This window comes from Paenarthrobacter sp. NCHU4564, assembly GCF_052156435.1.
Classification (GTDB): Bacteria; Actinomycetota; Actinomycetes; order Actinomycetales; family Micrococcaceae; genus Arthrobacter.
The window spans coordinates 1-26,991 of sequence record NZ_JBQLIS010000002.1; the positions used below are offsets into that span (position 1 = coordinate 1).

A 26,991-nucleotide genomic window follows, 5' to 3' on the forward strand; every position below is an offset into this window, starting at 1 on the left:
TGTCCTGGGTGATTCGGCGGCTACGAGTGGTGGTTCTTCAGCCGGTGCGGCTGGTGGTGGTTCCACTGCCGGTTCGGGCACTGATGGGTCTGATGGCGTTGCTTCGGGGACGCAGGTTGTTGCTCCGGTGACGGCTCCGGTGACTGTTGGTTCGACGGCGGTTGGTGTCCTGGGTGATTCGGCGGCTACGAGTGGTGGTTCTTCAGCCGGTGCGGCTGGTGGTGGTTCCACTGCCGGTTCGGATACTGATGGGTCTGATGGCGTTGCTTCGGGGACGCAGGTTGTTGCTCCGGTGACGGCTCCGGTGACTGTCGGTTCGACAGCGGTTGGTGTCCTGGGTGATTCGGCGGCTACGAGTGGTGGTTCTTCAGCCGGGACGGCTGGTGGTGGTTCCACTGCCGGTTCCAGTACTGATGGGTCTGACGGCGTCGCTTCCGGGACGCAGGTTGTTGCTCCAGTGACGGCTCCTGTCACTGTCGGTTCTGTTTCCGCTGGATTGTTAGGTGAATCCGTTGCCACCGCGCCAGGTACTTCGACGGGGACCGGCACCAACGGAACCTCTGCCGGTGGCACCACGACCGGCGAAGGTGGGGTCCTTTCCGGCACTCAACTCATTGTCCCCATCACGGCTCCCGTGACTGTCGGTTCAACCTCTCTGGGTATCGGCGGCGGCTCCGTAGGTACGGTGAACCCGCCGGTCGTGAATCCGCCAGTAGTGAATCCTCCGGTCGTTGAACCGCCAGTGGTGAACCCGCCAGTTGTGAATCCTCCGGTCGTTGAACCGCCAGTGGTCAACCCGCCAGTGGTGAACCCTCCGACCAGCGGCGGACCCAGCACGGGTGGCGTCGATGCCGGGGTCAGTACCCCGGGAATGGGCGCCGGCAACACAGGCATCTCCGCCGGGACAGGAGCGGCTCAGACGGCCTCCATGGACGCAGCCGTCAGCGGCACCCGGGCCGCATCTGCCGCTGGGGCGGGTGCCGCCGTCGGAAGTTCCGCATCCCTGGCCAGTACGGGCCTCAACCAGAGTTTCCCTCTCTGGGCGGCCGCACTGCTCCTGATGGGCGTGGCTCTGGCAGTTGGCAGTCGCCGGGAGGCTGCTGCCACCCGGCAATAACCGGTCGGGCCACTCGTTTGTTGTTGCGGTTCCGGCCTCCGGAACCGCAACAACAAACGAGGTAAACGCGCCGTCAGTCCTAGGATGAAGGGGATGACGCCTCCCAAAACAGTCCAAAACTTCAGCCTTCGCAGCATAGCTATCCCGGCTTTCGGACCGGCGCTCTTGTTCTGTATGGGCGAGGGGGCCGTGCTCCCGGTCATTGCCTTGTCTGCACGTGACCTTGGCGCATCTGTCGCAGTCTCAGCGTTGATTGTGACCCTGATCGGCCTGGGTTCGTGGCTGTTCAACATTCCGGCGTCGATCATCACCATCAGGTTTGGCGAACGATGGGCAATAGTCGGGGCCGGTGCTGCGGGTGCTTTGGCCCTGGGGGCAGCGGCCTTTGCTCCCCGCCTGGATCAAGGGATTTGGTTATTGGCCGCCGCGATGACCGTGGTGGGCATGAGTTCGAGCGTCTTCAACCTGGCCCGGCAGAAGTACCTCACCGAGGCAGTTCCAGTGATGTTCAGGGCCCGTGCCCTCTCAACCTTGGGCGGCGTCACCAGGATCGGTATCTTCATTGGACCGTTCATCGGTGCAGGTGTGATGCAGTTTGCAGGTATCAGCGGCGCCTATTGGGTTGGCTTCGCGGGGATGATGGCTGCTGCGGCGTTGTCCCTCACCATCCCGGACTTGAAGGCACCGGAAAGGTCCGACGGCGGTGCGGTGCCTCCTGCTTCGACGCTCCGGGAGGTGGCTGCCTCCCACGCGGGAGTGTTCCTCTCCGTGGGATTCGGGATCCTGCTGCTCAGCGCTCTTCGGGCATCACGACAAGTGGTGATCCCGCTTTGGGCCGACCATTTGGGGATGGACGCAACGCAGGCTTCCCTGATCTATGGTCTCTCCGGCGGCGTTGACATGTTGGTGTTCTATCCGGCAGGCAAACTGATGGACCGAAAGGGACGGCAGTGGGTGGCCGTGCCATCCACTGTGATCATGAGCCTGGCCTTGGTGGTCATCCCGTTCACCGGTGGTTTCGCGCCCCTGCTCTTGGCAGCACTGCTGATTGGCTTCGGCAACGGCATCAGTTCGGGCCTGATCATGACCTTGGGCGCCGATTTCTCGCCCGACAATGGCCGAAGCCATTTCCTGGGGATTTGGCGCTTCATCGCCGACTCGGGCGCCACCGGGGGACCGGTTCTGCTGTCGGGGTTGACCGCTGCCGTTTCCCTCGCTGCCGGGGTTTGGGCAACGGCTGCGTTGGGGTTCGCGGCCGCACTGGTCTTTGCCATTTCCATTCCGCGGTTGAAGCACCGGCGGAATTACTAGCGGACCCAGAGGTGTCACAGAGTTCGAGAAGGCCTGACAGCCGCGGCTAGACTACCGGGGTGCCAGAAAACCCAACTGCTGAAACCGCCGAGCCTTCAACCTACGCGGATCTTCGTGAGTTCCTGAACGCAGGCAGCATTCCCACGGGGTTGATTGAGATCCAGCACCACGGCCTGCCGCTTGAGATCCTGAACCTTCCCGCTGACTCTGACATCACCTTGGTCTGCTTCCACGGAGCCGCTGAAGCTGACGTTCGGCTCCCGTGGTTCCTGGGGCAGGGTGTAACTGCCGGGTTGCCCGTCAACAGGATTTTCATCTCCGACCCGAGTCTTCGGATCTCGCACGACTTCAACCTGGCGTGGTACGCGGGATCAAGGGTTCAGCCAGACCTGCAGGAGACCTTGGCGGTAGTTGTCAGGCGCATTGTCGAAGAAACCGGAGGGCATAAGGTGATCTTCTTCGGCAGCTCGGCCGGAGGTTATGCCAGCCTTGCGCTGTCCCGTTTCTTTCCGACCTCCCTTGCGCTGGCCGTCAACCCACAAATCTCGATTTCCCGGTTCTACTCTGGCGCGGTGGAACGCTACCTCACCCATGCCTGGGGTGTGGAGGGCAAGGAGATGGACGGACTGCCAGCCAGCGTGACGCATGACCTGGTTCCTGCCTATTCTGCGGGGTTCGACCACACAGTGGCACTGATCCAGAACGCGAAAGACTGGTTCCATATCCAGAATCATCAGCTGCCGTTCGTAGACGCAGTAGGGGAGTCCGACAGTCTGTTCATGCTCATGGACCGCTGGGGTCCCGACTCCGGCGATGGGCACATTCCCCCGCCGAAGGAACTGCTGCGGGCCTGCTTCGAAGTCCTGGCAACCTGCAATGGCGACTGGAGCAAGGCACTGGTTGAGTTCGGCTTCCAAGCTGAAACGACACGACGCCACGTCAAGCAGCGCGTTATGGACACCGCGCCAGCCAAGCAGCCTACGTAACTCCGTCTGACGGCCCCCGCTTGAACATGGGCATTTTTCTGCGCTGGGGGATATAACGACTGGGATATTCTTTTTTCATGGCGTCCCCCTTCTACAGTGAACTCACCTATGCCCGTGGGTATCTTTTTTCCAAAAGCCCGCAGGCCCTACCCCGCGAGGGCTGGCATCAGGTCACATTTGCTGACTGGGTCCTGAGCCATGACCCGGCAGTGCCGGTAGCAACGGAGTTCGAGGGCGCCGACGGTGTTGTCCTGATCGGGAACGCTATCGAACCGGGTCTTTCATATGCCCCGGATAACAAGGCGATCGCGCAGCAGATCCTCGAAGCGGCCCGGACATCCCGGGAGAAGTTCCAGCAAAAGTTGGATCACTTGGTGGGGCGCTTCATTGTGATCACCAAGATCGGCGAATCTTTCACTGTGCAGCAGGATGCCACGAGCCTGCGGGCTGTTTACTACACAGATCATCAGTACGGCCCAGTGATTGGTTCACACGTACATCTGGTTGCCGAGACCGTTGGTGCAAGACGAAATTACTATGGCAACCCGCAGTACCTCAAAGAGAACCACACCAAGGTTTATCCCGGCGTCGCGACCGCATATCTCGGGGTCAACAGGCTCACTCCCAACACCGAACTCAACATCCCGCACAGGGGGGTTGAGCGCGTGTGGCCGGTTAGGCCCTTGGAATCATCCACGGTGCACGACGCAGCCATGACGGTCATCCGTACGGTCGACGCGCAACTCGATGCCTTCAGGAAGCGGGGCACGCCGCTCATGTGCTCTTTGAGCGCAGGCATGGATAGCCGCGTGTCGTTGGCATTGCTCAGGCCCTATGTGGACAGCGTGCTCTTCTTTACCTACGACATTGGTTACAAGGCCGCCGTCAGGGCCAACCGTTGGGACCGTGACGGCGCGCTTGAACTGGTTCGCAAGTACGGGTTGAAACACCAGTTGCTTCATATCCCTGAACAGGTGACCGATAAGGCTTTCTTGAATGTGATGCGGCGGAATTCTGCTCAGACGCATCAGCGCTCCCTGGCGAAGGCGTATCTGGAAAACCTGCCCGGCGACCACTTGCATATCCGCTCAAACGTCTACGAGGTGGGTCGGAACTATTACCGTCAAGCCGGGTTCACCATGGATCGTCTGGACGGCGAAGGCATGCTGAATGTCGTCAGCAATAATAAAAGCCAAGACCTTCCGAGCATTGACAGCTTCGAACACTATCGAAACCTCACTCGCTTTGACGAGGCGGTCGAACGCGGATATGACGCGTTGGATCTTTTCTACTGGGAAAACCGCATGGGCGTTTGGATGGCGCCAATTCTTCACGAGAGCGATATCGCCCACGACACCCACATACTGCTGAACTCGCGCCGAGTTCTTGAGACCCTTCTGGGCGTGGACAGCAGCGAACGCGAAGCGAATGCTGTGTTCCTGGAAATCATCAGAATCCGATGGCCCGAACTCCTTGAGGTCCCGATCAACGGCGTCTCCTACGCCCACCTGGTGGAGCAAGGACGTGCTGCAGACCAGGACCTCCGGACATAGGGCCGGACTTCTGTCAATTAAAGGCAGCGCATTCCGCGGGATGGACGAATCCGAGGGATTCCAACGCTTCGTCCCACGGGCGGGCTGACACAGCGCTGATAGCCTCAGCGAAAAGTTCCTTGGACGGGGGGAAGTGTCCGGGCCCCCAGTCGCCCGGCAAGATAACCAGCGGGTTGTCAGGGTGCAGCGATTGCAGCAACGGTTTCATGTGCCGGGCGATGTGCGACTCGTCATTGATGTTCTGCATGTAGGCAATTCGAGTGCCCAGGGGCTTTGCGTATGTCCCGGTGACGTCCTTGACGATGTGGGCCGGGAGATCCTCAATGCCCTTCCCGTCGCCAAAGCAGATCTCCATGAATCGTTTGACGGCGGTTGCGTTGTAGTTGGCAATGATGGTCTGCGGGTTGGAAACGAGGGCCAGCGAGCCAGGAAAGCGGCTGGCATAGTGCAGCGAGGCGTAGCCACCACCCGCGGAGCCGAAGAAAACAAGGCGCTGATCGCCCCAGGAATTGACGATGTGGCGAAGCGCTTCCTCGATGACCGACTGAAGTTCCGGCTGGTGCTCGTTTCCCAAAAACCATGAGAGGTTCAGTGAACCTGAAAGCGCCAGGCTGGGGTCGGAAACGAAAATCCGGTTTGCCTGTGCAGCCGCTGAGATTCCGCCGCCCGTCATGACAGGGTACGAGTGTTTTGCGGAGATAGCGGCGTGGAAGAAGATGACTGTGGTTTTGTAGCCGCGGTTTTGAACCCGGAGATCGACGGGTAGGCCGTTGTAACCGATGCTGTGGTACCCGTTCCCGGGCTGAGTGCCCAGGAAGTCGATGAGGTCGCCGTGGTCGTATTTGGGAATATCGTCCCCAAGGAATTTACGGGTTCTTGCAGTCTCGGAAGGGCGGGTAGTCACCGCAGAACCCTACCATCGGGCCACTTCTCCCTGGGAATCAATGCAGGAAGCCGCGTGCCTGCCCCGTTCAAGGGGTGACCGGGCTCCGACGCCTGCAGCCCCCGGCCGGCCGGTCCTCCCGGGAGTCGAACCTGAAGTCTCAGTCCAACTCCCGAAAAGGAGCCTGCACCGGCCGGGGCTGTTTTCCGCCTACCCGCGTGAGGGCGTCGGACGCTACCGAACTGCCTGATGACCCTTGAATTCGAGGTTCAGGTTGCCGGAGCCGGAGCCCTTGGCGGTGCCGTTGACTGCGGACTGGGTCATGGCGAACGTCAGCGTGGCGTGGGCTATCGCATCGGCCATCTGTTCAAGGACCGCCGCATCGATGTTGTCGATGTCGTCGCAGGCCTGGTGGTAGCAGGGGTCGTACGCAACGCCGGCCATGCCTCCATAAATGGCTGCCTGCTCAGCGGTCTTGATGTCCTCGGCGCCGGTGAAAAGGCCACCCGCCGGAATGCCGTTCTCAATGAAGCCGAAGTAGTCCGAACGCCCGTCGAATTCCGTAGGCTCCGTGGCCAGGCCCTGCGAAGCGAAGTAGTCCAGGAAGACCTTTTCGATCTGGCCTGAACCGTTGGGGCCGGAGGTGCCCAGTTGCTTGCCGTCGCCGTCGTACACGAAGCGCACGGGGTTAGGGGAGGCCACCATGTCAAAGTTCAGGTTCAGGGCGTGGTTCTTGAGTTCCGACTTGCTCAGTTGGGCCACATAGTAGTCGGAGCCGATCAGGCCGTCCTCCTCGCCGCTCCACCAAGCAAAGCGAACGCGGTTCTCCGGAGTGACACCCAACTCGGCCATTTGCAGTGCTGTCTCCAGGATGGCAGCGGAGCCTGATCCATTGTCATTGATGCCTGGACCTTCGGCCACGGAATCCAGGTGTGCGCCCACCACAACGGTCCTGTCAGCCCGGCCAGCGGTGTCTGCCAAGACATTGAACGTCTCGATGGGCTGCGTGTTGCCCTGGACGTCAATGCGGACAGTGGCCCCCGGGAGTCCTGCGAGTTCTTCGCCTACGGCGAAGCTGGCACCAACGGTAGGAATGGTGACCTCTGGATTGTCGGCGGCAGGAGCACCGAGAGTGCCATCCACCCGGGCAAGCCGGTCATCGCCGTCGCCCTGGTTGAAGATGATGACGCCAACGGCACCGGCGGCCTCGGCGTTGACGGCCTTGGTGTTGAACGGACACGTTCCGCGTTGGATCAAAGCGATGGTACCGGCAGGGAATCCGGTGAAGTCGGTGGCCTCGCAGCCGCTGGTGGAAGCACGGTCTCCCAGGAGGTTTATATCCACGGGGGTCACGGCAGCGGTGACTTCCCCAAACCCGGAATACGTCATGGCCGCAAAATCATCGGCTGTATAGGTGAGCGGCGTCGGCGTGAGGCGTTGGAAAGCTTCACTCTCAAGGTTGAACTTCAGGTACTCAAAATACTGGCGCTCCGGTGTGTAGCCGGCTGCCTTCAGTTGGTTCTCGATGTATACGGCGGAAGCTACGTGGCCGGATGTTCCGGCTGAGCGGGTGCCGCCGTTGGCATCTGCGATCGCCTGAAGTTCCTCGAGGTGGTCAATGATGGCTCCTGCGGTGACAGCGTCGCGCAGTGCTTGCGTGTCCGTCCCCTTGTCGGCGACGGCGGGCGGGGTGAAAGCAAATGCGAGAACAGCCATGGTGGCTACTCCCGCAGCAAGGGCAGAGGTTGGTTTTCCTGATTGCGGTTTGTGCTTGGTATGCATGTGGTGCATCTCCCTGATACGGACCCGGCATCTGGTTGGCCGGGCGCGGTAGCGAGAAATTTACTCCACAGTAGCCTTCCGGAGAAGCCTTGAATTTTGGCGGCCGTTGACCAAGACAACGGCGAGGACCAGCAGAATCAATCCCCAGGTCGCATTCCAGGCGTCCAGTGCAGTCCGCATCACCACGAACGGCGGAATAACTGCCAGTGCTGTAGCCGTCAGGACGCTCCACAGGCCAGGGCGGGATGCGCCGGGTGCCAAAGCTGTGCCGGCGAGTTCCAGACGGACCAGAGGGGTGGATGCCAGCAAGACCAAAGCCCAGGCTGTGACGTAGAACAACGGCCTTGTCAGCCACCATTCGGCGCTCGCCGGTTCCGGGAAAGGCAGGCGCAGGACCAAGGCAATGCCGAACAGCGCAATGATCAGCGGCAGGTGCCACAAATAGATGGTCATGGCGCGGCTGCCCACCACGAACATGACCTTCCGGACCCATTCCAACCTCACAAACCGCTGCAACCAGGGGTAGGCAGCCTTCACCAGCAGGACATGGGCCAGTCCCACCAGCACCAGTGGGAACATGGGTGGGTTCTGGCTGGTCAGCATGTCCACTGGATAGGGCCCTGCATCGGTCAGGGACACCATGAGCAGGTAGCAAGCGACGGCAGCGATCACCAGCTTCCATCGCGCAAACCTGTCGAAGATACCGTCCGCATAAAAGAAGCCCAGCTGCTGCAGGAGTCCCCAAACAAACACCATGTTCAGCAGCCCGATCGGGTTGGAGTCGAAGCCCCACGGATTGCGCTCCAAGCCCAAGCGAAGAACATCGACGACGGCGGCGCCCGCGGCCAGCGCGGCCACAGTCCGGTAAGGAGCTGCTTCGTGGAACCGTGCCATCACGGGCACCATGGTCTGGCAGATCAGGTAAGCGGCAAGGAACCACAGCTGGACTCCGGCGCCGGCAGCGATGACCGACAGCAGGTCGCCCGGGACACCAGCCGCCGTCGCACTCCACAACGCAATCGTGAGGAATGCATAGAGGGCAACCGTGGGCCTGACGAGCCGCAGCACCCTGTTGCGCAGGTAGTCCGCCGCGTTGCCTCCTTTGCGCTGGAGGCTGCGCCACGATGTCAGGGAAGCGAAGCCGCCCACCACAAAGAACAAAGGCATGACTTGACCGAACCACGTGCCTTGGGCGAACCAGGACAGGGAGGTCAAGGGGTTCTCCACGCCTATGCCTCCCGGACCAACGCTGATTCCCATCATGAGCAGGTGAACTGCCACAACGGCGAACATGCAGGCTACCCGGATGAGGTCGACCACCAGGTCACGTGAGTCCGCAGTTCCGGATGTGTTGAACGCAGGACGTACGCGTGAGGTTGAAGGCATGGTCCGCTCCCAAGTTATTTCCAACGAATGGATTAATACTAAGGCTGGCCACTACCAGTACGCCAGCCGTTCTGGCCCCTTGGGGTGACGGAGTCTTCAGGTGGGTGGTCTGAAAGGCCCTGTTGTAGGGTCGAATGCGGTAATAGCCCACTTCCATCCTTCTCTTGAGGAGACCCCAGCCAGTCATGAGACGTGTCCTTGCTGCTTCCCTGATCCTCCTGATGCTTGCTGGCTGCTCCAGCACCGAGCCTTCCTCGAAGCCATCCGCAGCGGAGAGTAAGCCTGCAGTGCCGAAGGTAACCGAAGAGCAGAGCGCAGACCTGATGAAGCGCATTTCGCCTGTGGTGCCAAAATTAACCCAAGAGGAAATCGCGGCTTACTCTCGATATGTTTGCGCAGCGATTCTGCAAGGCGGCAGCGACAAAGCCTTGGTCGCAACTGTGGTGAAGCATTTCAACCGCGCTGACGATCCGATTGCGGACGCTGAAGCCGCCGGCGTCGTGGAAGCAATTCGCGCCAACGGGTTCTGTGTGGAAAAGGATGCCGCGTCCTGACCGTGGTTTGATGAGGCCACGCAGTTCAGCTCCGGTAGTGTGACTTTGGACTTTCCGGCGCAACAATGGGGGATGGCATGGCCGAGGCGGCAGCGTACGTAACCAACGAGCATGAGGTTGGTTTGCCTCCACTGCGCATGGAGCGAAAGTCCGTTTGGGATTACTTCCGGCTGGAGTTCCTGCCGAATGGATATCCCGGCCGACGTACGAACGGGACGCTGTTCGCGCACCCGATTTACGGGCCGTATGTCATCACTGACTACCTGACCCAGTACCGGCGCACGCCGGATCCGGTCCTGCTGGAGGCGGCCGCAAAGGTTGCTGACGCTGCCATCGACCAGATGGAGACCTTCCAGGACTCTTTGGTCTTCATGTATAGCGAGGAAAAAGCAAAGGTCTCCAGTAAGAAGGGAACCTGGTACAGCGGGCTGACCCAGGCCCGATATATCGATGTGTTCATCAAACTCCTCGAAAAGCCAGGCAATGAGAGATTTCGTGAACCTCTGGAGAGAATCCTGCGGAGCCTTACGATTCCCGTCGAAAAGGGTGGCGTAGCGCGCTATACGCCAAACGGGGGCATGATCATCGAAGAGTATCCTGCCTTGTTGCCTGACTGCACCCTTAATGGGTGGACTACTGCGACCTGCATTATCAGGGACCTCGCGGTTGCAACCAACGACGAAAAAGTTTGGGATATCTTCGCCCGGTCCGTTCGCGGCATCGAAAACGTGGTTCCCCTCTATGACGTTCCTGAGTTGGCGACCTCCCGCTACAAGCTTGAGGGGCAAGCGGCATTCCGCATATCGGCCGACGGTGCTGACGTCTCCGTCCTGGATTGCCAGGTGGTCATTCCTGGCAGCGGGACTTTTTCGGCCAGTTACGAGGACGATCCGGCCGGAGAAGTCCTCAAAGCTGGACCCCTCGGCATCCGTGATGGCCGCTCAGTAACTCTGAAAGTTGCACTCAGCAGGTACTCCTGGCCGGCTCCCAACAAGATCCTGATCAAGATCTCCGCCCAGGGGGATGCGCTGGTGGGCGTTTCCATCGGCGACGCCGTATATAACCCGCTGGCGACCATACCCCGCACGGGAGAATACCGACTGCTGCATCAGTCTGGCGTCACCGAAGGCGAAACGGTTCTGGAAGTGGAAGTCCCTTGGACGGAGGCGGAGATGATCGCCCATCCCACAAACTTCGCCAAGAAGATCGCGGGCAGGCAGGTCAACCAGTATCACTTCATCCACATAGATACGCTTGCCAAGATCGCGGATGAAACCGGAAGTGACATCCTCCGCTACTACCACGACAAGTGGAAGCAGTACCCTTCCCGATGGCCCAGCCTCCCGGCCTATCAGGACGAACGGCTCACCCTCGAGAGATTCGATGTCCGCAAGCATAAATAGCTGCCGTACGGGGCGTGCGCGCACTCATGCTTGACCGGAAGACCAAGCCGCCACCCGCCGTCGTGCGTTAGCGCTTCCTTGCCGCCAGCCCGAACAGCCACGTACCGCCCAAGGCGGAGAGGTATCCGGCGATGACTATGAAGGCGGTGCCTGCCCAGAAGTAGTCCACGGTGCTGTCGGTGCTCAGGCCAGGCATGACCTGCAGCACCGAGTAGCCTGCAACTGCCGAGGCGACCAGCAGGGCGAGGACGGTGAGCCACACCCAAAGGCGCGAGGCCGCCCAGTGCTCGCCATAACCGCGCCACACGTTCCAGCCGCCACCGGTCCGGACAATCAGCCATCCGGCCGGCAGCATCACTGCGCCAACTACAAGGAATGCGGCTACGACGTCGGCGGGACGGTGCCACTGGTTGATCAGGGTCGAAATTCCCGTGGCCACCGCGAAGGTGCTGCCCAGGAAGCCGGCCAAGGGGCGCCAGCGGGGGGACACCATCAGGAACACGGCTGCTGCGGCAGAGGCTGCCAGGGTGGTGTGACCGGAGGGGAGCGAGTTCAGTTCCAGGGTCTGCACGCCGCGGTCGGGGCGGTCCGGGATGAGGAACTTGAGGACCTGGGTAGCCAGGTTGGCCGCAACACATGCGGCGATGGCGATGCCGGCGGCCTTCCAGCGGCGCCGCGCGACCGTCACAAAGAGCACCACCACGGTAGCGATTGCCAGGGAAATCATGGGCAATGCATCCAGGAACCTGGTGGAAGCCTTGCCTGCCGTGCCGCTCAGTTCTGTGGCCTCAACCAGCGCTGATTCGTCGATGAACTGGCCCGTGGTGGTGCGGACAAAGAAGTAGTACGTGGCCGCCACCCCCACCAGGCTCGCAATGGTGGCCAGGCAGAAAAGAAGGGCGACGCCTGCGTTTGCAGCGGGCTCCTGTGACGGCCGTTTGCTCGACCTCCCGCTGACGCGGAACTGCTGGGAACTCATTTTCTCTACACTGCCACAATTCGCTGGACGCCTCGTGTGAACACTCCAGACGTCGGAAGCCTGTGGTGAGACCTGCGCAACATTCTTGTGACGCTTGACACGTGTTAGGTGACAGGAATAGGCTTCCTCACACGTGTTAGGGAAGGAAGTCTACATGCCGGGAACCAATGGGGTTTTGCGACAATTCACACGCAGAACCGCCCTCACCGCCCTCGGCGCCGGAATCGTGGGAGCAACAGCGGCGTCGTGGCCGCGGCTCACAGGTGCGGACATTCCGGGCCGGGGAGACAACAGCCTCAGCATCGCCATCATGGGTACGGCAACAGACGCTGCCGCCCGCCAGAAAGTCATCGACGCATTCGTCAAAGTCCACCCGGACATCAAGGTCAAGGTCCAGGCCATCCAGGCTGTGGACTGGAAGGACTTCTTCACCAAGATCCTCACCATGGTGGCTGCCGGGACTCCGCCGGATGTTGTGTACGTGGCTACCGAAGGCGCGCAGCTCTTTGCCGAGAAACTCGCGCACCCTCTGGATGATTACCTGCGCCGCGACGCCGCAGACATGAAGGAGTACTTCCAGGACGTCCACCCCAGCCTGGTGGAAGCCTTCATGTATAAGGGCAGCCTGTTCCAGCTCCCCATCGACTGGAACGCGGCCAACATGTACTACAACACTGCGTCCCTCCGTGCAGCAGGCCTGGACCGTCCTGCTGACGACTGGACGCACACGGACTTCCGGGCCACGCTGGCGGCGATGAAAAAGGCCAAACCCACCGATTTCACCCCCTATTACTGGACCAACAGGCTCTTTGGCGGTGTGGTCCCGTGGCTCTACGCCAACGAGACCAGCTTCCTGAAGGAGACCAAGTCCGGCGGCGGCGAATGGCTGTGGGACAGCTTCTACGCCGATGATCCCTCGCGCGGCCTCCGCTCCGGTGGCTACCAATGGCTGGAGCCCAATGCCGACGATCCCCGCGTCTTTGAGTCCTTCGACTACCTCCGCGGACTCGTGAAGGACGGCTTGGGCGTCCGCCCCGAAGAAGGCGGCGGCAGCTCACTGATCGGCCTCTTCGCCTCCAACCGGATAGGTACGACGCCGGCAGGCGGCTATTGGGTACAAGGCCTCCACGACGCGGGGATGACGGAGGACGGGTTCGACGTCCAGTTCTTCCCCAAATGGCGGTCCCAGCGCCACCAGTTCGGCACGGCCGGCTACGCGATCATGAAAACCGCCAAGGACAAGGACGCCGCCTGGGAATGGGTGAAGTTCAGCGCCAGCCTGGAAGCCATGCAGATCGTGTTCCCCACGCCCAACACCACCCCCGCGCGCCGGTCCATGGTCAACCAACAGCTGTACGCAGGCACCGGTCCGCGGAACTGGAAGGTCTTTTACGACACCCTGGACAGGTTCCCCACCACGGGCCCCATTCCGGCACCTCCCCAGCAGGCCGCCGTCGAGACCGCGCTCATGAAAAACGTATCCCTGGCCGTGAGCGGGGACGAGCGCCAGCTCAAGCAGGCCCTCGAATCCATGCAGCGAGACCTTGAACTGGCCCTGAGGAGGCAGCCATGAGCACCGCAACCAGCGTGCCCGCCGGGACCGGCAGCACCCCGCGCCAGCAACCGGCCCGGAAACACGCAACCCCAAAGCGCGGACTCATTCAGCAACGATGGCTGCCGTGGGCGTTCCTCGCTCCCACCATCGTGGGCATGGGAATCTTCACGCTGCTGCCGATCGTAGCCTCCGTGGCCCTGGCATTCTTCCGGTGGGACATCATTTCTGCGCCGACGTTCGTGGGCTTCGACAACTTCGCCGAGGTAGTCCAGGACCCCACCGTCCGGGTCTCCTTCCTCAACACCATCGTGTTCGTGGTGCTGGCCGTGGCGCTGCAGCTCGGGCTCGCCCTGGGGCTGGCCATCATGGTGCAGGAGAAGCTGCCCGCGTGGCTGCGCGTGTTCTTCCGCTCAGCGTTCTTCTTCCCGCTGATCCTCTCCGCGGCCTCCGTGTCCATCTTCATGCGCTACCTCTTCAACGAACAGTTCGGCGTCGTGAACTGGCTGCTGTCCCTGGTGGGCATCCCCGCGGTCCCGTGGCTGACGACGCCAACCGGGTCTGCCGCCGTCGTGATTCTTGTGTATGTGTGGCAGAACTTCGGGTTCTCGTTCCTGCTGTTCATTGGCGGGCTCGCCTCGATCCCTGTTGAAACCTATGAGGCCGCGTCCATTGACGGAGCTACCGGCTGGCGCAAGCACTGGTACGTCACGCTGCCGCTGCTCAGCCCCACCACTCTGGTTGCCTCGGTCATGGCGATCATCAACGCGCTCCAGGTCTTCGACCAGCCCTATGTCCTCACCCGCGGCGGGCCCGGCGACTCAACGCGAACGGCTGTCATGGTCATCTTCGAGTCAGCCTTCCAACGGCTCGAATTCGGCCAGGCCTCAGCGATCGGCGTGATCCTCACGCTCATCATCATGGGCATCACGGCCCTGCAGTTCCGGCTCAGCAAACGATTCGTCTTCTACCAGTAAGGCCCGCCATGACCACCATTTCAGAACGTGCTGAAACCACGGCACCCGCACGCACGCGGAAGAAGCGGGATTGGTCCGTAGCCTGGCGCGTCGTCGCCCTGCTGATCGCGTCCGTCTTCATCCTGGGCCCCGTTCTCTGGACGCTGTCCACCTCGCTGCGACCGCCGTCGGAATCCTTCAAACTGCCGCCGGCCTTCCTGCCGCTGAACCCGGACTTCGCCTCCTACGAGCAAGTGTTCAAGCAGATCAACATTGTGGGCCTGGTCCTGAACAGTGCGCTGGTGACCGGGCTGATCGCCATAGGGCAGATGATCACCGCTGCGCTCGCCGGGTATGCCTTCGCCCACCTGCGTTTCCGCGGACGCGGCGCGCTGTTCTCCATTGTGCTGGCCACCATGATGGTGCCGGCGCAGGTGACGATCGTGCCCGTGTTCATGCTGATCCGCGGCGTTGGACTCTCCGACACGCTGCTCGCGCTGATCCTCCCGGCCATCCCGACGGCGTTCGGCACCTTCCTGATGCGGCAGTACTTCATGGGGCTCCCGGCTGAGCTCGCTGAAGCGGCCGCGATCGACGGCGCCTCGCCGTGGCGGACCTTCCGCTCCGTGTACGCGCCGCTGGCGATGCCCGGCCTGGCGATCGTGGGCATCCTGGCGTTCAACTTCCACTGGAACGAGTTCTTCAGGCCACTCATCATGACCATCTCCGAGCAGAACTTCACCCTGCCCTTGGGTTTGGTGTCCCTGCAGGGCAACCTGGGGACCGGAAGCATCTCGGTGGTCCTGGCCGGCGTTGTCCTCTCCATGATTCCCGCACTGGTGGTGTTCATGTTCGGCCAGCGTGCGCTGCAGGATGGACTCACCGCCGGCACGGGCAAATAAGCTTCCTACCTTTGAAAGGGTTCCAATGACGGATCTCGCAGTTGTTTCCTCCCTCGCCCGCGCCGCTGTGCACCCGGACCCGGCATTCCCGCGGTTCCACCCACGGCCGGCGCAAGGGTGGATCAACGATCCCAACGGCATCAGCTACATCAACGGCCGTTACCACGTGTTCTTCCAGTACAACCCGTTGTCCGCCCGGCACCACCAGATCCAGTGGGGCCATGTGAGCTCCCCGGACCTGGTCCGCTGGGAAGAACACCCGGTGGCACTCGTTCCCCAGGCAGGCGGGCCGGACTCTGCCGGGTGCTGGACGGGGGTGGTGACGCTGGACGGCGATGTGCCCACGGCCGCCTACTCCGGCGTGCAGGACCACGGCGGCCACTCCCAAGTGGTGATCGCCAGGGGGTCCTCCGACCTCGTGACGTGGGAGCAGAACGGACACGTCGCCGCCTCCATGCCCTCCGATCCTCTGGTTACCGCTGTGCGCGATCCCTTCATCTTCCACTTCAACGGATCCCGCTACGCCATGCAGGGTGCCGGACTGGCCGACGGGCGCGCAGCCTTGCTGCTGTACACGGTGGATTCCCTGGACGATTGGAAGTACCAGGGGATCTGGCTCACCACTGCCGATCCCATTGCGGCCCGGCACACGCCCGCCGAGATCTGGGAATGCCCGCAACTGGTTCAGGTTCCCTCCGGTTCCGGCTCCCAGTGGGTCATAATGTTCTCCCTGTGGCTCTCCGGCGACGACCACGAGCACGCCAATGGTGTGGGCCACCTGATCGGCTCACTATCGGCCGATCCCGAGACCGGGCTGCCGGTGTTTACTCCTGAAAGTGGCGGAAAGTCGGACTTTGGCCGCGACTTCTATGCACCGCAGATGGTGCAGCTCTCCTCCGGGTCTTCACCTTCGGCCTTGCTCTTCGGTTGGGCCAACGAAGGTCCCGGACGTGACGGCCGCCGGGGCCGCACCCAGGCGGAAATCGACGACGCCGGGTGGTCGGGTGTGTTGACGCATCCCCGGGTTCTGTCGGTGGCCGACGGGGCGCTGGTTGTTACTCCTGTGCCGGAGGTCTCCGCGTACCGTGGCGCGTTGGTGGCTTCCGGGGCGTCCGGTTCGGTGGCTGTACCGGAGTTCGCGGAGGTGTTGGTGGCCGGCGCTGCCGGTCCAGTTGAGCTGGTCCTTGGCTCCGGGAGGGACCGTCAGGTGGTCTACAGGGGAGAGCTCGCGGCAGGGGAGGAACTCCGGATCTTCCTGGATGCCTCATTGGTGGAGGTGTACGCGTCCAACTCCGTGGCGACAACCCTCCGTGCCTACCCCGCGCCCGGCGAATCCTGGACTCTTGATGTTCCTCCGGGAGCGACGGCCGATGTGTGGGAGTTGGCCCTGCCTCAGTAGGTGAACTCGTTGCCGGTCCCGCAAGAACCCAACTAGGTCGCAGTAGTGCGCGTTTAGAGAGCTCAAAACGCGCACAACTGCGACCCACTTGGGTAAAGCGCGGGGTTCAGCGCGGTGCTGGACCCGTCGACTCACGCAAGACCAAGCGGCAGGGGACCATCGTCTCCGCGGCGGGTGCCGCCGTCGTACTTGTGCCGTCCTCGATGGAATCCAGCAGCGACGTCATCGCCGCACGGCCAATGTCCCTCAGCGGCAGGGCCATTGTGGTGAGGGCGGGGACCATGGTGTCGGCGATGCGGGCTTCGTCGTCGTAGCCCATCACGGACAGGTCGGCCGGGATGCTCAAGCCCAAGCGCGCGGCGGCAAGTGCCACGCCCACCGCCAGGCGGTCGTTGGCACACATAATGGCCGTTGGACGCTCCGCCGGGGACACGCCGTCGAGCAATTTCATGGCGCCGTGGAAGCCGGCATCGATGTCCCAGCCGGCATTGGTGATCCGGTCCTCCCTGATCAGGACCGAAGCTGCTGTCAGCGCCTCACGGTAGCCCTGCACGCGCAGGGGCGCCGCCGGTGAGTCCGCCGAACCGGCCAAGAGCGCGATGTCCCGGTGTCCAAGCTGTAGCAGGTGCCGGGTTGCCTCACGGCCGCCGCCCACCTCATCCGGAATCACGTGGTGAAGCCGCGGCTGGATGTGGCTGTCGTAGCAGTTGGCCAGGACGGACGGAACCCGCAGCATCCCCTGCGGAACATCCAGCGGCTTCAAGCCCACCGTCACGTACATGAGGCCGTCCACTTGGCGGTCCAGCAGAGTTTCAATGGCGCTCGCGTCCCGGGCGGCGTCGAGTTCGGTATCCATGACCACGGTCACGAACCCCCGACTGCGGGCGATGTCGTCAGCGCCGCCGATGATGTTGCCGTCGAACGGGCTGACCACTACCTCGTCGGATACGATGCCGATCACACGCGAGCGCTGGTTCCGCAGGCTCAGTGCAATCGCGTTGGGCGTGTAGTTCAACTCCTGCGCGGCCTGCCGGATGCGTTCCTGGCTGTCCTTGGCCACATTCCCGTCCCCGCGCCCATTGAGCACCAGCGAGACCGCACTCCTGGAAACGCCCGCCCTCTTGGCGACGTCCAGGGCAGTGGCCTTGCGGTTCATGGGAGCGTCCTTTCAGCGGAATTAGTCAGCAGTCTACCTAACGCGTGTGAGGGTTGTGCGGTTCCAGGCGTTACGCGCTGACCGAGTAACCGATCTGCGAGTAGATCTGCGACATGAAGTTGGTCATCCAGACGCCCGTCACGATGAAGGACACGACCACGACTCCGATCATCGCCCATATGGGCGCAAGTCCCCGGTCCGGGGCCACCTTACGGACAATCACGGTCCGGCCAATGATGTAGACCATGGGGCTCAGGAAACACCAGGCCCAATGGAAGGGACGGATCACCCCTGAACGGGTGAGCCGCTGATGGTCCATATACGCGCACAGGATGCCCACGGCCCACACCAAAAAGCCGGAGATCTGCAAGGCGATGTACCCGCCTGAGTAGATGGATAGCGGGTCCAGGGTGGTGGCGCCCTGCCGCGTGGTGATGAGGCGGAATTCGGGCTGCCACGTCAAAAGCAACAGGACCGGAACCAGTGGCAGCAATGTCAAGGCCCAAATGAAGGGGTTGTACACCGGCGTCTGGTTGCTGATGGGCACACGCGGTACCTGCAGTGACTGTCCCATGAACTGGCCCGCGAACGGTGCCAGGTGCGGAGTCCATTGCACACCGTCCCACCAGCGCAGCTGCTGCGGGAAGGCGGGATCCGGGTACCAGCCCGGAGGTGTGGCGGAGCCGTGTGGTGCGTAAGTCATGATTCCCCTGAATTGAGTCGTGGTTTTGAGAATAGCGCGGATGTTTAGGCGCAGCCCTCCCGGAAGAACCGTGGCGGTGCAAGGATGAATCATGACCTTCTTCGACGACCTCCCCGAGCCTCCCGCCCGGCCGCGTCAGCCACAGCCCATCCGGCCCGGGTGGGCGGGGCCGCCGTCGGACGAGCTCCCCGGGGTTGCCCACATCGGTGAGTTCATCCACTCCAGTCAACGGGCAGTCGTGGCCTTGAAATGCGTGGAGGTCTATTCCACCGGCTGCGTCCTGGAACTGATGGGGGTTGTGCGCCGGGGGCAAGAGACGGACCGCGAGTGGCGCGATGTCATGGAGCAGGTCTTCCAGCGGCCGGTGCCTCTGACGGGGCCGGCTTCCTGATCGGTGTCGCCTACCCGGATGGCCGCAAGGCTGTCGCGTCGCAGCCCGTGCCTCCTATGGTCGAGGATGCTGATATAGCTGGGCCCGTGTTGGTCCCGGTTGGGGGCGGCGGGGCGAACGGCGGCGACGACTCGGTGGAGGTCAAGGCACGGTACTGGCTGTGGCCGCTCCCGGTCGATGGTGACTGCCAGGTGGTGGCCAAATGGGACACCGTGGGTGTGGACGAGAGCTCCGTGGTGCTGGCCAGTGAGGTGCTTGGAAGCGGCCTGGCACGGATCCGGAAGTTCTGGGCGGGGTAGTTGTCCACATAGCCACATTGGCCCGGAAATGAGCTGATTGGCCGCCGGTACAGTTGGGGCTATGGTGCTTGCGCTTCCCCCACTTGAAGACCTGCTGGACTCCGCCCACGTGGTGCGGCTCCCCATGCGGGTGAAGTTCCGCGGCATCATGGAACGCGAAACACTCCTGCTCAAGGGCCCTGTTGGGTGGGGTGAGTTCTGTCCGTTCCCGGAGTACGGCGATGCGGAGGCCTCCCGCTGGTTGGCGTCGGCCGTGGAAGCGGGATGGCAGGGATTCCCGGCCGCCCTTCGTGATGTCATCCCCGTCAACGCCACGGTGCCTGCGGTGACCGCCGATCGCGTCACGGAGGTTCTCTCCCGGTTCGGGCGGGTGGACGCCGTCAAGGTGAAGGTAGCGGAGAAAGGACAGGATCTAGCTGACGATCTCGCCCGCGTCCACGCCGTGCGGCAAGCCTTGCCCGAGGCCGCTGTCCGGGTTGACGCCAACGGAGGCTGGGACGTTCCGCAAGCCGTGCATGCACTGGGAAAGCTCTCCGCCGTGGGCCTGGAATACGCCGAACAGCCCGTTCCGGAGATAGAAGGACTCGCTGAGGTCAGGCGGCGCCTGGCTGCGGCAGGCACCCCGGTGTTGATCGCCGCCGACGAGAGCGTCCGCAAGGAGGACGACCCCCTGCGCGTCGCCAGGGCCGGGGCTGCGGACCTGATCGTGGTCAAAGTCGCGCCCCTCGGGGGAGTGGCACGGGCCCTGGACATCGTCGCCCAAGCCGGCCTTCCCGCCGTCGTGAGTTCCGCACTGGACACGTCCGTCGGCATCAGGGCCGGGCTGGCGCTCGCAGCCGCCCTGCCGGAACTGCCCTACGCCTGCGGTCTGGGCACCGTGTCGCTGTTTGCGTCGGACATCACGCGGGACCCCCTCACAGCGCACGACGGCGGCATCCGGCTCCGTGAGGCCGTTGCCGATCAGGGGCTGCTTGAGCAGTTTGCCGCGCCGGGGGAACGTCGCCGCTGGTGGCTGGAACGCCTTCGCAGGGTCCACACGGTCCTGGCATCTCCCGGGCAAGGTTTGTTCACCAACTCTTAACCAGAGGGCCCTCTCGGATTCGGTTTCCGCTGCAAGGCTCGGCGTGAAACGTTTATACCCCCTGGAAGGTCACCCATGTCTGAAACCACCGGCCGCACGTTCCCGCTGCTGCCCATGCTCGGTCACACCAAGGGCAAGCGCAGCGCCGTCACCTGCGCCCTGAAGTGCGACAACGCCTGCGCTGGAGACGTCTGCAACACCAGCGCCAACGGTTACTTCCGCGACATTGCATCCACCGCCATGTCCCGCCGCGCCGCTTTGGGGCTCGGTGCCGCCGGTGCCTTGGCAATCGTCCTTGGCGGTGCGGTGACCGGATCCGAAACCGCTGTGGCCGACGGCGGCCAGGGCCTCTCCAACGCCGCCAAGACGGGCTTCGCGAAGTCCAAGCTCCAGTTCACGGCCATCAAGCCGGTAGACGCATCCGTGGATGCTTTCACTGTTCCGGAAGGCTTCGACTGGAAGCCGGTGATCCGCTGGGGTGATCCGCTGTTCGCCGACTCACCGGCATTCGACCTGAACAACCAGACCGCCGCCGCACAGGCACGCCAGTTCGGGTACAACAATGACTACACGGATATCCTCCCCATCCCGGGTTCCAAGGACCGTCGTGCAGTGCTCTTCTCCAACCACGAGTACACCAACGAGAACATCATGCTGCCGAAGGACTTCGATGCCGCGGAAGCACGGGCCATCGGACGCGCAGGCCACGGTCTGGCTGTAGTGGAACTCGAGCGCAAGAACAAGAACAAGCCGTGGAGCTACGTCCAGGGAGCACCCCTTAACCGCCGCTTCCTCACGGACACCGTCTACGAGCTGACCGGTCCCGCCGCCGGCAGCAACCTGGTCAAGACCATTGACGATCCTGCCGGCCGCTGGATCAAGGGCACGCTGGGCAACTGCGCCGGCGGCACCACCCCGTGGGGCACCATCCTCTCCGGCGAGGAAAACTTCAACGGCTACTTCACCGCCGCCGGTACCAGCGCCGCCGACAAGCGTTATGGCCTCACGGACAAGGCCACCAGCCGTCAGTGGGAACTGGACGAAGACCGCTTCAACACCCGCAACTCCGGCTACGCCAACGAGGCCAACCGGTTCGGCTGGATCGTGGAAGTGGATCCCTTCGACCCCACGTCCACTCCCAAGAAGCACTCCGCCATGGGCCGTTTCAAGCACGAAGGTGCCAACGTGATCGTCGCTCCGAACGGCCGCGTTGTGGCCTACATGGGCGACGACGAGCGCTTCGACTACCTCTACAAGTTCGTCTCCAAGGGCACGTACCAGCCGGGTGACTCGGCGGAAGCCCGCAAGAACAACATGAACCTGCTCTCCGAGGGCGATCTCTACGTGGCACGCTTTACCGGCGACTCCCCGCAGGCCGAGATCGATGGCACCGGCAAACTGCCCGCCGACGGCGCTTTCGACGGCACTGGCGAATGGCTGCCGCTGGTAGTGAACGGCGAGTCTGCTGTTTCCGGTATGTCCGTGGCTGATGTGCTGGTCTACACCCGCCTCGCTGCCGACCAGGTCGGCCCCACCAAGATGGACCGTTGCGAAGACGTTGAGCCGAACCCGCACACCGGCAAGGTCTATGTTGCCTGCACCAACAACTCGGACCGTGGCAAGACCGGCAAGGAAGGCGCCACGGAGGTCAACCCCCGCACGCTCAACCGCGACGGACACATCGTGGAGATCACCGAGGGACCGGACCAGGTGGGGACCAAGTTCAACTGGACCCTCCTGCTGGTGGCCGGTGATCCCGCCAAGAACACCTCCACCTACTTCTCCGGGTTCCCCGCCGACAAGGTTTCCCCGATTTCCTGCCCGGACAACGTCGCTTTCGACTCCGTGGGCAACCTGTGGATCTCCACCGACGGCGCACCCTCCTCCATCGGATACGCCGACGGCCTCTTCAAGGTCACCCTCGACGGCCCCGAGCGCGGCAAGGTGGAGCAGTTCCTGGCGGTTCCGCGCGATGCCGAAACCTGTGGGCCGATCATCCACGACGAAGAGCGCACTGTATTTGTGGCAGTCCAGCACCCGGGGGAGGACGGCTCCTTCGCTGCCCAGAACTCCTACTTCCCGGACTACGTGCTGCCCGGCCAGACCGCGGCCCCGGGAACAGCCAGTGCACCGCGTCCTTCGGTGGTCCAGGTGTTCCGCAAGTAGATTTGTCCCGAAACGCTCTTCCTTTCCCCGGGGGTGGAAGAGCGTTTCGCTTTAAGGGGCCTTAGGTGAGAGAGGGACGGGCGCTCTCTCACCTATGACCCTCTTCACGCGGACGCTCTCTCACCTTTTGCGGCCCTTCGGCGCCAATAGACTGGGACGGTGACTTCCCAGGACTCTTTGACATCTATCGGCGCCGCCCGGGTAGCGGTCGCAGCCCTCCTCGATGGGGGTGTCCGGCATGTGGTGGTCGCGCCAGGTTCCCGGTCCGCGCCCCTGGCCTACGCACTGGCGGAAGCCGAAGCCGCCGGCAAGGTCCTCCTCCACGTCCGGATCGACGAACGCGATGCAGGATTCACCGCGTTGGGCCTTGCCTTGGCGACCGAAGCGCCGGCAGCGGTCGTGACCACCTCGGGTACCGCCGTCGGGAACCTGCTGCCCGCCGTGATGGAAGCCAATCATGCCGCTGTGCCGCTGATCGTCGTGTCGGCTGACCGGCCGGAGGAGCTTCACGGAACCGGCGCCAACCAAACCACCACCCAACTGGACCTTTTCGGCGAGCACGTGCGGTTCGCCGTCGATGTCGCCGCCGGTGACAGTCCCCAGCGGGCCACCGCTACCGCACTGTACGCGGCAACCGGTGCCCTGGAGGACACCCCGCCAGGGCCTGTCCAGGTGAACCTCGCCTTCCGCGACCCGCTGGTGCCCGAACACGGGGACACGCTTCCCGCCGCTTCCGGCCACAGCGTTTTCCATTACGACGCCGGACCCCAGGCACTGGATCTGGCTCCGGCGCCGACCAGCCTCCCGGAGCGCCGCACGGTAGTTTTGGCAGGGCACGACGCCGGTCCCGTGGCCGAAGCTTTCGCCCGGGCGCATGGGCTGCCGCTGCTCGCTGAACCGTCCTCCAACGCACGGTTCGGGCCCAACGCGGTGGGCCCGTACCGCATTTTGCTGGAGCACTTTGGTCCGGAATCGGCCACCCCCGTCGAGCGCGTGGTGCTGTTTGGCCGACCCACATTGTCACGCCCCGTTTCGGCGCTCCTGGCCCGCGAAACAGTGGAAACCGCCATCTACGAGCCCGTGCCTGTGGCGTGGTACCAGGCAGGCCGGCGCCGCGAGCAACCCGTGGACACCCTGCCCGGGCTGGCCGCTTTTTCAGGGCGTGGTTCCTCCGAATGGCTGGACTCCTGGCTGCTGGCGGGGGCCGCCGCGCAACACGCACTGGATGGAATCCTGGCCGGGGAGCCGGCCGTGGGTCCGTCTGTTGGAGCGACGGTGTGGGAGCACGCGCGCGGCAAGCTGGTGCTGGGTTCTTCGAACGGTATCCGCGACGTGGACCTCGCCGGCCAGCCGCACCCGGATCCCATCGCCACCGTCTATGCAAACCGCGGCCTGGCAGGAATCGACGGCACCCTCGCCACGGCCACGGGAATCGCCCTCGGCAGCGGACGCGAAACCACCGTTCTGGTGGGAGACGTGACCTTCCTCCATGACGCCGGCGGGCTCCTGCTCGGCCACGGCGAACCCGTTCCGGACCTGCGGATCGTGGTGCTCAATGACTCAGGAGGGGCGATCTTCGGCCTTCTCGAACACGGCGCTGTCCACGAATCGGGGGCCTACGGCACCGCCGTCGAGCGCCTCTTCGGTACCCCGCACTCTGTGGACCTTTCGGCACTCGCGGCGGCTTACGGCGTCGGGCACCAGGTGGTAAGTACGACGGCGGAACTTGCCGCCGCGCTGAAGGCACCGCTCAAGGGGCGCACCATCGTGGAGGTGCGCGTGGACCGCGTGGGCCTGCGCGGACTGCACGCCCGGATCAGGGCTGCCGTCTCCGCCGCGGTCGGCCAGGTGCTCACGGCCTGAAACGCCACGAACGCGTCGGGATGTGGGAGAGCATCCGGGGAGCGGATGCCCTCCCACATCACGTCAGTCCTCTACGACGTCGATGTGGGTCGGATCCAGGACACGGCGCAGGAACTCCTTGGTGCGCGGCTGGGTGGGCGCACTGATGACCTGCTCGGCCGCGCCCTCCTCCACTACCACGCCGCCATCCATGAAGACCACGCGATCGGCGACCTCGCGGGCAAAGCCCATCTCGTGCGTGACCACAAGCATGGTCATGCCCTCCTGGGCCAGCTTGCGCATGACAGCCAGCACGTCACCCACGGTCTCAGGGTCCAGCGCGGACGTGGGCTCGTCGAACAGCATGAGCTGGGGATCCATGGACAGCGCACGGGCGATCGCCACGCGCTGCTGCTGCCCACCGGAAAGCTGGTCCGGGTAGCGCTCGGCCAGATGGCCCAGACCCACGCGTTCCAGGTTGCGGCGGGCAACATCGGAGGCCTCGGCCTTGGAACGCTTGAGGACCTTCACCTGGGAAATGGTGCAGTTGTCCAGCACGCTCAAATGCGGGAACAGGTTGAAGTGCTGGAACACCATCCCCACGCTCTGGCGCATGCGGTTGAGGTCAACGTCGGGATCGGTGGCCTCGAAGTTGCCCACCTTGATGACGCCCGCGTTGGGCTGCTCCAGGAGGTTCACGCAGCGCAGGAGCGTGGACTTGCCGGAACCGGAAGGACCGATCAGGCACACCACCTGGCCGGGTTCCACCGACAGGGAGATGCCCTTGAGGACCTCGTTGCTGCCGTAGGACTTGCGGAGGTCCTTGATGTCCACGCCCGCGGCGTGGACCGTAGCCGAGTTGTTCATGACAGTCCTGCCTATCGCTTGGTCCGCGCGGAGCGGCTTTCGAACTTCCGTGCCAAAAGGCTCAACGGGATGGTGATGATCAGGTAGAAGGCACCTGCCACCAGGAGCGGGGTCAACCCGGCGCCCAGGCTGGAGATGCCATCGCGGCCGAACTTGGTGAGTTCGTACTGCGAGGCGGTGAGGCCCAGGACGTAGATCAGCGAGGAATCCTTTGTCAGCAGGATGATTTCGTTGGTCAGCGGCGGGAGGACGATCTTGAAAGCCTGCGGGATCACGATCGAGATCATGGCCCGCCAATGCGGCATGCCCAGGGACCGGGCGGCTTCCATCTGGCCCTTGGGCACGGCCTGCAGGCCGGCGCGGAGGGTTTCAGCGATGTAGGCGGCGGCCACCATGCCCAGGGAAACCATCACGATCACGATGACGTCCCACTGGATCCCGAAGGCCAGCGGCACGCCGTAGCCGAACGCGATGAAGACCAGCAGCGCGGGAACGCCGCGGAAGAACTCGATGTAGCCCGTGGCAATCCACCGGTACAAGGGGAAAGACGAGAGTTTCATCAGGGCGAGCAGCAGGCCGCCGGACAGTCCCACGATGAAACCGAGGGCGGTATAGATGAGGGTGTTCTTGAGGCCGACCAGGAAGATACCCGGGAACATGGGCCCGATCTTGGCGAAGTTGAAGACGCTGTTCCCTACGGTCGTCCAATCCACGGCGAGGATTACGGCGGCCAGGGCCACAACGAAGATCCCGGCCTGGACGTACAGACTGACTTTGGCGCGTTGACGTGCAGTCATTGCCATGGTGTTCTCACATTCATGTTGCGCAGTTGGGGCCCCGTACGAACTGTCCATCAGAACATATCGTTACGGGGCCCCTCCTGCGTGGATCTTGGGAGCCGGGCTCCGGGCTACTTGGCGGCCTCGCCGAACCAGGTGGTCTTGAACTTCTCCAGGGTGCCGTCGTCCGTGATGCGCTTCAGCGTGGCGTTCACCGAGTCGGCCATGGCGGTGTTGCCCTTCTTGATGGCGATGCCCAGCTTCTCACCGGTGGCGTAGTCTTCCACGCGCTTGAGGTTGGAGTCGTCCTTGATGGCGTAGCCCAGGACGGAGCCGTTGCCGACAGCGGCGTCGATGGTACCGGCCTTGAGGGCCTGGACCAGGAGACCGGAGTCTTCGAACTGCTGCGCTTCGATGCCCTTGTCCTTGGCGTACTGGGCACCGGTGGTGGCCTGCTGGACACCCACCTTCTTGCCCTTGGCACCGTCCAGGTTGCTGATGCCGGAAGAGGACGTGGCAACGAGGGTCAGGTCGTCATCCATGTAGGGGGTGGAGAAGTCCATGACGTTCTTGCGCACGTCCGTGATGGAGATCGAGGAGATGGAGACGTCGCAGCCGGTCAGTGCCGTGCCGGTCTCGATTGCTTCGAAGGAGCTGTCCACCACGTTGAGCTCGGCCTTGAGGTCCTTGGCGACCTCGGCTGCGATGTCCATGTCGAAGCCGACGTTCTTGCCATCCTTCTGGAACTCGAACGGCTCGTAAGGGATGTCCGAGCACACGGTCAGCTTGCCGGCGTTGATGAGCTGCGGGCCCGAACCCGAGGACGCTGCCGGGGTGGAGGAGCCACCACAGGCGGTCAGGGCGAGGGCGCCGGCGGCGAGCACGGCGGCCATCTTGGTACCGGACAGAACCGAACGGGAGATCTGCATGTTTTTTACCTTTTG

23 protein-coding genes and 1 pseudogene are annotated in these 26,991 nt (G+C 63.2%); 15 read left to right on the plus strand and 9 right to left on the minus strand.

What is annotated here, in order from left to right; genetic code table 11:
* The 4 genes and pseudogenes from ACSVIE_RS02470 to ACSVIE_RS02485 all read left to right on the plus strand — a co-directional run.
* A pseudogene (locus tag ACSVIE_RS02470) lies at positions 1-1,117 on the plus strand (cell wall anchor protein); the annotation flags it as partial.
* Positions 1,118-1,210: 93 nt separating this feature from the next.
* On the plus strand, positions 1,211-2,428 hold the full coding sequence (locus ACSVIE_RS02475; RefSeq protein WP_442422906.1) for an MFS transporter: 1,218 nt from the start codon (positions 1,211-1,213) through the stop codon (positions 2,426-2,428).
* 59 nt (positions 2,429-2,487) lie between these two features.
* On the plus strand, positions 2,488-3,414 hold the full coding sequence (locus tag ACSVIE_RS02480; RefSeq protein ID WP_442422907.1) for a YqiA/YcfP family alpha/beta fold hydrolase: 927 nt from the start codon (positions 2,488-2,490) through the stop codon (positions 3,412-3,414).
* A gap of 77 nt (positions 3,415-3,491) precedes the next feature.
* The gene (locus ACSVIE_RS02485; RefSeq protein WP_442422908.1) at positions 3,492-4,967 is read left to right on the plus strand and encodes a hypothetical protein; all 1,476 of its coding nucleotides are present in this window, start codon (positions 3,492-3,494) and stop codon (positions 4,965-4,967) included.
* Between the two features lie 13 nt (positions 4,968-4,980).
* Here ACSVIE_RS02485 and ACSVIE_RS02490 read toward each other — a convergent pair whose 3' ends face one another.
* From ACSVIE_RS02490 to ACSVIE_RS02500, 3 genes are all read right to left on the minus strand, one after another.
* The gene (locus ACSVIE_RS02490) at positions 4,981-5,871 is read right to left on the minus strand and encodes a hypothetical protein (RefSeq protein ID WP_442422909.1); all 891 of its coding nucleotides are present in this window, start codon (positions 5,869-5,871) and stop codon (positions 4,981-4,983) included.
* A gap of 213 nt (positions 5,872-6,084) precedes the next feature.
* Positions 6,085-7,566: a M28 family peptidase gene (locus ACSVIE_RS02495; protein WP_442422910.1), complete on the minus strand. Its 1,482-nt coding sequence runs from the start codon at positions 7,564-7,566 to the stop codon at positions 6,085-6,087.
* A 126-nt stretch (positions 7,567-7,692) separates the two neighbouring features.
* Positions 7,693-9,018: an acyltransferase family protein gene (locus ACSVIE_RS02500; protein WP_442422911.1), complete on the minus strand. Its 1,326-nt coding sequence runs from the start codon at positions 9,016-9,018 to the stop codon at positions 7,693-7,695.
* A 287-nt stretch (positions 9,019-9,305) separates the two neighbouring features.
* Here ACSVIE_RS02500 and ACSVIE_RS02505 point away from each other — a divergent pair, with 287 nt between their 5' ends.
* Both ACSVIE_RS02505 and ACSVIE_RS02510 read left to right on the plus strand, forming a co-directional pair.
* A complete protein-coding gene (locus tag ACSVIE_RS02505; protein ID WP_442422912.1) occupies positions 9,306-9,572 on the plus strand; it encodes a hypothetical protein in 267 nt (88 codons plus the stop codon).
* 77 nt (positions 9,573-9,649) lie between these two features.
* Positions 9,650-10,975 carry a D-glucuronyl C5-epimerase family protein gene (locus ACSVIE_RS02510; RefSeq protein WP_442422913.1) on the plus strand — a complete coding sequence of 442 codons (1,326 nt, stop codon included), beginning with the start codon at positions 9,650-9,652 and terminating at the stop codon, positions 10,973-10,975.
* A 67-nt stretch (positions 10,976-11,042) separates the two neighbouring features.
* Here the strand turns inward: ACSVIE_RS02510 and ACSVIE_RS02515 are convergent, their stop codons facing one another.
* On the minus strand, positions 11,043-11,954 hold the full coding sequence (locus tag ACSVIE_RS02515; RefSeq protein WP_442422914.1) for a phosphatase PAP2 family protein: 912 nt from the start codon (positions 11,952-11,954) through the stop codon (positions 11,043-11,045).
* 154 nt (positions 11,955-12,108) lie between these two features.
* On the opposite strand from ACSVIE_RS02515, the gene ACSVIE_RS02520 reads away from it, so the two are divergent.
* From ACSVIE_RS02520 to ACSVIE_RS02535, 4 genes are read left to right on the plus strand one after another with little or no spacing between them, the layout of a single operon-like run.
* Positions 12,109-13,527: an extracellular solute-binding protein gene (locus tag ACSVIE_RS02520; RefSeq protein WP_442422915.1), complete on the plus strand. Its 1,419-nt coding sequence runs from the start codon at positions 12,109-12,111 to the stop codon at positions 13,525-13,527.
* On the plus strand, positions 13,524-14,483 hold the full coding sequence (locus ACSVIE_RS02525) for a carbohydrate ABC transporter permease (protein ID WP_426003796.1): 960 nt from the start codon (positions 13,524-13,526) through the stop codon (positions 14,481-14,483). Before ACSVIE_RS02520 ends, ACSVIE_RS02525 begins: the two co-directional genes overlap by 4 nt.
* Positions 14,484-14,491: 8 nt before the next feature.
* The gene (locus ACSVIE_RS02530; RefSeq protein WP_442422916.1) at positions 14,492-15,364 is read left to right on the plus strand and encodes a carbohydrate ABC transporter permease; all 873 of its coding nucleotides are present in this window, start codon (positions 14,492-14,494) and stop codon (positions 15,362-15,364) included.
* Between the two features lie 25 nt (positions 15,365-15,389).
* The gene (locus tag ACSVIE_RS02535) at positions 15,390-16,763 is read left to right on the plus strand and encodes a glycoside hydrolase family 32 protein (RefSeq protein ID WP_442422917.1); all 1,374 of its coding nucleotides are present in this window, start codon (positions 15,390-15,392) and stop codon (positions 16,761-16,763) included.
* A 106-nt stretch (positions 16,764-16,869) separates the two neighbouring features.
* Here ACSVIE_RS02535 and ACSVIE_RS02540 read toward each other — a convergent pair whose 3' ends face one another.
* Together ACSVIE_RS02540 and ACSVIE_RS02545 are read right to left on the minus strand one after the other, a co-directional pair.
* Positions 16,870-17,919 carry a LacI family DNA-binding transcriptional regulator gene (locus tag ACSVIE_RS02540; RefSeq protein ID WP_442422918.1) on the minus strand — a complete coding sequence of 350 codons (1,050 nt, stop codon included), beginning with the start codon at positions 17,917-17,919 and terminating at the stop codon, positions 16,870-16,872.
* Between the two features lie 70 nt (positions 17,920-17,989).
* The gene (locus tag ACSVIE_RS02545; protein ID WP_442422919.1) at positions 17,990-18,622 is read right to left on the minus strand and encodes a DUF2510 domain-containing protein; all 633 of its coding nucleotides are present in this window, start codon (positions 18,620-18,622) and stop codon (positions 17,990-17,992) included.
* A 91-nt stretch (positions 18,623-18,713) separates the two neighbouring features.
* Here ACSVIE_RS02545 and ACSVIE_RS02550 point away from each other — a divergent pair, with 91 nt between their 5' ends.
* The 5 genes from ACSVIE_RS02550 to menD all read left to right on the plus strand — a co-directional run bounded on the left by ACSVIE_RS02550 (position 18,714) and on the right by menD (position 24,422).
* Positions 18,714-19,013, plus strand: coding sequence for a hypothetical protein (locus ACSVIE_RS02550; RefSeq protein WP_442422920.1), 300 nt, complete (start codon positions 18,714-18,716; stop codon positions 19,011-19,013).
* Positions 19,014-19,099: 86 nt separating this feature from the next.
* On the plus strand, positions 19,100-19,312 hold the full coding sequence (locus ACSVIE_RS02555) for a hypothetical protein (RefSeq protein ID WP_442422921.1): 213 nt from the start codon (positions 19,100-19,102) through the stop codon (positions 19,310-19,312).
* A gap of 61 nt (positions 19,313-19,373) precedes the next feature.
* Positions 19,374-20,393, plus strand: coding sequence for an o-succinylbenzoate synthase (locus ACSVIE_RS02560; protein WP_442422922.1), 1,020 nt, complete (start codon positions 19,374-19,376; stop codon positions 20,391-20,393).
* A gap of 75 nt (positions 20,394-20,468) precedes the next feature.
* Positions 20,469-22,559: a PhoX family protein gene (locus tag ACSVIE_RS02565; protein ID WP_442422923.1), complete on the plus strand. Its 2,091-nt coding sequence runs from the start codon at positions 20,469-20,471 to the stop codon at positions 22,557-22,559.
* Between the two features lie 159 nt (positions 22,560-22,718).
* Positions 22,719-24,422, plus strand: a complete 1,704-nt coding sequence (gene menD / locus ACSVIE_RS02570) for a 2-succinyl-5-enolpyruvyl-6-hydroxy-3-cyclohexene-1-carboxylic-acid synthase (RefSeq protein WP_442422924.1) — start codon at positions 22,719-22,721, stop codon at positions 24,420-24,422.
* A 63-nt stretch (positions 24,423-24,485) separates the two neighbouring features.
* Here the strand turns inward: menD and ACSVIE_RS02575 are convergent, their stop codons facing one another.
* From ACSVIE_RS02575 to ACSVIE_RS02585, 3 genes are all read right to left on the minus strand, one after another.
* Positions 24,486-25,268 (minus strand): amino acid ABC transporter ATP-binding protein, encoded by a 783-nt coding sequence (locus ACSVIE_RS02575; protein ID WP_426003787.1) that lies wholly within the window; start codon positions 25,266-25,268, stop codon positions 24,486-24,488.
* 11 nt (positions 25,269-25,279) lie between these two features.
* A complete protein-coding gene (locus tag ACSVIE_RS02580) occupies positions 25,280-26,071 on the minus strand; it encodes an amino acid ABC transporter permease (protein ID WP_442422925.1) in 792 nt (263 codons plus the stop codon).
* 107 nt (positions 26,072-26,178) lie between these two features.
* On the minus strand, positions 26,179-26,976 hold the full coding sequence (locus ACSVIE_RS02585; RefSeq protein ID WP_426003785.1) for an ABC transporter substrate-binding protein: 798 nt from the start codon (positions 26,974-26,976) through the stop codon (positions 26,179-26,181).
* Positions 26,977-26,991: the final 15 nt, after the last annotated feature.